Source organism: Endothiovibrio diazotrophicus, from assembly GCF_054657215.1.
On the sequence record NZ_BAAHXB010000010.1, the window covers coordinates 80,559 to 86,558 of the forward strand.

6 protein-coding genes are annotated in these 6,000 nt (G+C 55.0%); all 6 read left to right on the forward strand.

Annotated features, from left to right (window positions below; genetic code table 11):
• Positions 1 to 170 precede the first annotated feature (170 nt).
• Entirely contained in the window at positions 171 to 545 is a 375-nt protein-coding gene (tnpA, locus tag ACYQ2W_RS04890; protein ID WP_459863804.1) for an IS200/IS605 family transposase, read from the forward strand.
• A gap of 305 nt (positions 546 to 850) precedes the next feature.
• A complete protein-coding gene (locus tag ACYQ2W_RS04895; RefSeq protein WP_459863806.1) occupies positions 851 to 1,834 on the forward strand; it encodes a hypothetical protein in 984 nt (327 codons plus the stop codon).
• A gap of 24 nt (positions 1,835 to 1,858) precedes the next feature.
• Entirely contained in the window at positions 1,859 to 2,794 is a 936-nt protein-coding gene (locus tag ACYQ2W_RS04900; RefSeq protein WP_459863808.1) for a DMT family transporter, read from the forward strand.
• A gap of 23 nt (positions 2,795 to 2,817) precedes the next feature.
• Complete coding sequence (locus tag ACYQ2W_RS04905) at positions 2,818 to 3,063, forward strand: hypothetical protein (RefSeq protein WP_459863811.1); 246 nt, start codon at positions 2,818 to 2,820, stop codon at positions 3,061 to 3,063.
• 365 nt (positions 3,064 to 3,428) lie between these two features.
• Entirely contained in the window at positions 3,429 to 4,211 is a 783-nt protein-coding gene (locus tag ACYQ2W_RS04910) for a ParB/RepB/Spo0J family partition protein (protein ID WP_459863813.1), read from the forward strand.
• An 87-nt stretch (positions 4,212 to 4,298) separates the two neighbouring features.
• A complete protein-coding gene (gene pyk, locus ACYQ2W_RS04915) occupies positions 4,299 to 5,735 on the forward strand; it encodes a pyruvate kinase (RefSeq protein WP_459863815.1) in 1,437 nt (478 codons plus the stop codon).
• Positions 5,736 to 6,000: the final 265 nt, after the last annotated feature.

Consider the following 6,000-nt stretch of genomic DNA (forward strand, 5'->3'; position numbering starts at 1 on the left):
GAAAAGGGCGCGTTTTATGTGTCGATGAAAGGCATGATGCGTAGTGCCGCGTTGCGCCGATTAAATAAATGAGGTAGTCCCCCGGCTTTGCCGGGGGACTACGCTCGGTTTGACCGTGCGATGCGGTCGCTCGGATTCTTCCAAGCTCGACCAAGAGTTAGGAGAATCCGATGAGAGAGTATCAGAGATCGTCCCACACGAAGTGGGACTGCAAATACCACGTGGTTTTCATTCCGAAACGCCGTAAGAAGGTGATCTGTGGGACGCTGCGGAGGCATTTGGGGGAGATCTTTCGCGATTTGGCGAAACAGAAGGGGTGTCAGACCGTGGAAGGCCACCTGATGGCGGATCATGTTCACATCTGCATCAGTATCCCACCGAAGTACTCTGTTTCGAATGTGGTTGGGTACTTGAAGGGGAAGAGTGCCATCGCAATCGCCAGGCAGTTCCGCGGGAAGCAGCGGAACTTCACAGGCGAGAATTTATGGGCCCGAGGGAGCTTCGTATCAACGATCGGGTTGGATGAGGAGCTGGTGCGAGTGTAGGTGAGGAACCAGGAAAGGGACGGCGAGCGTTACGATCGGCTGAAGTTGAGAATGTAGCGCCGCCTTTAGGCGGCTCTGAACTGCCCCTTTGAGGGGGGGCGCAGACCAAGCCCCCGGCTTTGCGGGAGGTATGTGACTGCTGGGAATTATTCGTATGTCCTGATGCCTGAAGATGCTTGTCGGTATGGGGGCGCTGGTGTTTTCTTTGTCTGTGAAATCTTCTGAAGCCTGGAATTGTGATCCTCCTTAAGATAATTTAATATTTTGGGTTAGAATTTTTGACTAATATCGTCATGGAGTGAAGTATGACTGCGAATTCTGGAGTTGGGTCAGGTTACGATATTATTACTACTTTGGGTAGTTTGGTGGGTTTTGCATTTCTTATCGCCTTTGGTTATCAAATATATAATACCGTAGAGGTGGACAAGCTTAGGAGGCAGTCGGAAAATATCCTGAAAAATGCATCAAAGACCATTGAGGGAATAACGTCTATAACTAGAGCTCAAAATGAGGCTAATGTCCGCATGAGAGAGGCGGAAACCTTTTTGTTTAGAGCAAATTACGAATTCGAGAAGCGGCGGTATGAGCTCAGTATTGCTGAAATTATGAGTGCCATTAGTGTCCTGGAAAAAGCAAAAAGAACATTGGACAAGAAGTCAGGAATGGAAAAAATATACTTCAGCGATGATCAGGATAAGCCAGATTTAGACGCCGGAAAGATTATCGATGAAATACATAAGCCGGTAGATATATTGCTTTCGTTGTCATATGAGCAAGCGGCGCGCTCGTATTATAAGATGGGAGATCTTGGTCATACTTTGGATTTTGCGAAGAAAGTTATTGAGCTGAGAGAAGATTCTTGGGCTGGTCATCACTATTTGGGTATAGCTTTGTTGGATCAGAGGAAGTACGAATCAAGTATTCCTCATTTGAAAAGATCGATAGAGCTAAGGCCTCTCAAGAATCTTGATTACGCTAACCTTGCGGAGGTTTCGTTTGTTAGTTGTGATTTTGGGGAGGCGCTGAGGTATTCCAAGTTCTATCTTGAGCAAAATCGGGGAGAGGGGTCTCAGGCATTTAATTTGATAAATTTTTATAAAGACGCGTCTCAGGTTGTGCTAGGAAGAGCGGATGTTGAAAAAATCAGCATTCATGGATTTCAGAAAACTAAGCCTCTTGGTGGCATGATTTCCAGTTTGCGGGAAGGTGGGGTAGCTTGTATGGTTGATTCGAAAAAAAGGGGGTTGCTTGAAGGTGTATTTAAGAAGATTGATGGTTTTCCCATGTAGTGAAAAGGATTGGGTGTGTAGAATATGCTAAAGTTTCTTCGCGAGACAATGGGTTCGTCGGCGTTGGCTTATTTGGTGTTTTTCTCTTTTTGTATCATATCTGGAATACGTGATGTTATTACCGAGTATCTTTTTAAGGACGAAGTATGGAATTCGAATCCCGTATTTACTCTCTTTGTTTTTTCGATTTCGGCCATTGTCTTTGTTGTTTTGTTTCTATTTATAAATGAAAGAAGGCTTGGATTTGATAGATTTAAGGTCGAAAAGAATACGGTTGTTGTTTTTGTTAAGTTGAATTTTTTTACATTTCTAGCTTTTGGTTGCTTTTTGTTGGCTATTGATAGTTCTTTTGGGGCGGCCCTGAATTCGGTTGTTGATTATGGGACGTCGCCAATATTTACGGGGATTTTGGCTGCAATTGTTTTGGGAGAGAAGCTAGGAAAAGTGTTCTGGGTTAGTTTGTTTTTTGGGGTGTCCGGGATTTTGTTGATCGCGAACTCCAGGGTTTCTTTTGACGTGGAAATGCATGCGTCGTGGTATGTTGGGTTGTTGTGTGCGCTATCGAGCTCTCTTTCCTCTGCGTTTTGTAGAGCATATTACAAAAAACTTGTGGATCTAGGGGTGGAGAAGCTTTTGATATTATTTTGGCGGATGACCGGAATGGTTTTGGTTTTATTTATTTTTATGTTGGTCTATGGTGATGAGTACTGGCGTTCAGATTTGCTTGTCATAACATTTATTGTCGGGTTATTCGGTTTTGTTCTTCCGATATATCTCATGTTGCTCGTTGTGCAAAATTTTGAGCTTAAGCATGTGGCCGTTTTGCTTATGCTGTATCCCGTGTTTACACTGTTGTTCGCGTCAGCGTTTGGATATTACTCGCCTGCTGCACTTGATATGCTTGGTATATTGTTGGTGCTTGGGGCGGTATTGTTGCATGAAACTATTGATCGCGTGTGATTGGGGCTGTCAAGAGGGATGATATGAAATCTTGTTTTCTTGTATTAAAGGGCGCTCTCATCGTTGTCGTTCTGGGAGGGGGGGTAGTGCCGTTATCAGGGGCGAGTGTGTGGCGCGAAATTGATAGGAAATATTTGGGGGATAAAGGTTTTCAGGATTTTGATGCTAAGGCGGGAGAAAATATCGTATTTAGGGTTTCTGCGGTTGACGATACTGATGAGCGAACGGAAGATGAGGGAGATGAGGAAAGTAAGAAGAGCGGAAGCTAACAGGATGGTTGGGGGGGGTGTTGAAATTATTAGAAGTGTTTTGTAACTCTTCTTTATTGGTTGAAGTTCTCTTGTTTGATGTCAAATGGTGCTTCTTGTTTTTGCGAGCGAAGGGGTTGTCTGGCCGCACTTGAGTTAGAGTAATTCCGCGGTTTCACACGGAAGGCGCGAGATTTGACCATGTAACGCGGTTGGCCTTTTTTTTATCACGCAGGTGCTAGACGATACGATTGATGAAGTCTGGAACAAGGATGGAATTTGGCAGTATTCTTATGGATGGTTGGAGGAGATTTGCGGGATTATTCCATTAGAAGCTGTTCGTTGCTACTCTTCGTTTGCCTCTTTCGTCGCTATTGAGACTCTCCATGCTTGACCAACTCCGCCACGTCCCCGTCGAGTTCCTGCAACGGGGTCGCTATCAGCCCCGTTCGCACTTCCCCGAGGAGGAGTTGACCGAGCTGGCGGACAGCATCCGCGAGCAGGGGGTGGTGGAGCCGCTGGTGGTGCGGCCGCTGCGCGGGGGGCGGTTCGAGATCATCGCCGGCGAGCGGCGCTGGCGGGCCTCGCAGCTGGCCGGGCTGCCGGACGTGCCCTGCGTGGTGCGCGAGTACTCCGACGAGGAGGCGGCGGCGGTCACCCTGATCGAGAACCTGCAGCGCGAGGACCTGACGCCGATCGAGGAGGCGGTGGCCTTCCGGCGGATGGTGGAGGAGTTCGAGCTGTCGGTGACCGAGCTGGCCAAGCGCCTGGGGCGTAGCCGGCCGTCGGTGGCCAATCAGATCCGCTTGTTGGAGCTGGCGCCGCAGTTGCGCCAGATGGTCGATGGTGGGGAGCTGAAGGCGGGTAGTGCGCGGGCGATGCTCGGGCTCTCCGAGGCCGATCAGCTGGCGCTCGCCAGGGAGACCGTGAAGAAGGGGCTCAACACCCGGCAGGTGGAGCGGCGGGTGGCGGCGCTCAAGTCGGTGGACGACGAGCCGGCGCGGCGCAAGGACCGCAACCTGGAGGCGTTCGAGGCGGAGCTCTCGCAGGCGGTGGGCAACGCGGTGTCGGTGGATTTCTCGGTGGAGAAGCGCACCGGCGAGGTGCGCATCCGCTACCACTCGCTGGAGGAGCTGGAGGGGATCGCCGAGCGGCTGAGGCGGTCGTAGCGGGCCGCCTCCTATCGTCCGGCGGCGCAGACGTATATCATTGTTCGGTTCAATACTGATTATTGCTTTTTCAAGGAACCGAGACCGATGTCCCCCAGAGCCGAAGTGCGCAAGACCAAGATCGTCGCCACCGTGGGTCCCGCCTGCGATACCCCGGAAACGTTGCACGCGATGATGGCGGCGGGAATGAACGTGGTGCGCCTGAACCTCTCCCACGGTTCCTACGAGGACCACCGGGAGCGGCTGGAGCGGGTCCGCGCGGTGGCCAAGGAGGGGGGCTTCAACGTCGCGGCGATGGTCGATACCCGCGGTATCGAGATCCGTTCCGGCAGGTTGGAGGGGGGCACCGTGGAGCTGATCGCCGGGCGCTCCTTCACCCTCTACTCCGATGGCCGGGTGGGCAACGAGGAGGGGTGCAGCGTCTCCAACCGGGAGCTGCCGCGGCAGGTGGCGGCGGGCACGCCGATCCTGCTCGACGACGGGGCGATGGAGCTGGTGGTCACCGCCGTCGACGGGGGCCAGATCCACTGTCGGGTGATCCATGGCGGGCTGCTCAAGGAGAACAAGGGGGTCAACCTGCCGGAGACCGAGCTGGAGGTGAGCGAGGAGTACCAGCGCGACGTGCAGAACGAGCTGGAGTTCGCCTCGGAGAACGACGTCGATTATCTGGCCGCCTCCTTCGTGCAGACCGCGGAGGATATCCGCAACATGCGCGCGATCATGGCCCGCTGGGAGCGGCGCATCCCGATCATCGCCAAGATCGAGAACAAGGCGGGGATGGCCCACCTGGAGGAGATCGTCGATGCCGCCGACGGCATCATGGTGGCGCGCGGCGACCTCGGCGTGGAGCTGCCGCTGGCCGACGTGCCGGGCAAGCAGAAGCAGATCATCCGCACCACCGTCTCGCGCGGCAAGCCGGTGATCACCGCCACCGAGATGCTCGCCTCGATGGAGCGCAATCCGCGGCCGACCCGCGCCGAGGCGAGCGACGTGGCCAATGCGATCCTCGACGGCACCTCGGCGGTGATGCTCTCCGGCGAGACCGCCGCCGGCCGCTATCCGCTGGAGGCGGTGGAGACCATGGCGACGCTGGCGCGCCGCGCCGAGGCGTCGCTGCGCGAGTACGGCTATCTCCAGCGGATCCCCCACAACCCCTCCAACGGGGTCACCGAGGCGGTGGCGCAGGCGGCGGTGAACATGGCCGGGAGCCTCGATGCGGCGGCGATCTTCAGCCTCTCCACCACCGGCTTCACCTCGCGGCTGATCTCCAAGCACCGGCCGGAGTGTCCGATCATCTCGGTGACCAGCTCGCGGCTGGTCTCGCGGCGGCTGGCGATGAACTGGGGGGTGATCCCGTTCCTCTATCAGGGCGAGGCGTCGGACGAGGCGCGCATCGAGTTCGGCTTGGCGAAGGCGCGGGCGCTCGGCTATCTGGCGCCGGGGGACGTGGTGGTCTGTACCTCGGGGTATCGGCAGCAGGCGGGCGGCACCGACCTCCTCCGCGTGATCACCCTCGGTTCCTGATTTTCTCCCCCCGACGAAAAACGGCGGCCGATGGCCGCCGTTTTTCGTCGGGGGGAGAAAATCAGTGTGTGGGGAAGAGGGGCTTTTGGGGCGGAGGGCGGAACTCCCTGTAGGAGCGGCCCCAAGGCCGCGATTCTTTCCGGCCATCGCGGCCTTGGGGCCGCTCCTACGGGGAACGAAGGGGCCCTATGGCCAACGGGCGGGATGGGCCTCGTCGTAGCGGAGGAGGATTCAGGCGGCGGCGCGGGCCGTCAGCAGATGCTCC

What these genes read in the sequence shown, in the direction of transcription:
- tnpA (WP_459863804.1), top strand. Translation starts at nt 171, where the DNA reads ATGAGAGAGTATCAGAGATCGTCCCACACGAAGTGGGACTGCAAATAC.
- ACYQ2W_RS04895 (WP_459863806.1), top strand. Translation starts at nt 851, where the DNA reads ATGACTGCGAATTCTGGAGTTGGGTCAGGTTACGATATTATTACTACT.
- ACYQ2W_RS04900 (WP_459863808.1), top strand. Translation starts at nt 1,859, where the DNA reads ATGCTAAAGTTTCTTCGCGAGACAATGGGTTCGTCGGCGTTGGCTTAT.
- ACYQ2W_RS04905 (WP_459863811.1), top strand. Translation starts at nt 2,818, where the DNA reads ATGAAATCTTGTTTTCTTGTATTAAAGGGCGCTCTCATCGTTGTCGTT.
- ACYQ2W_RS04910 (WP_459863813.1), top strand. Translation starts at nt 3,429, where the DNA reads ATGCTTGACCAACTCCGCCACGTCCCCGTCGAGTTCCTGCAACGGGGT.
- pyk (WP_459863815.1), top strand. Translation starts at nt 4,299, where the DNA reads ATGTCCCCCAGAGCCGAAGTGCGCAAGACCAAGATCGTCGCCACCGTG.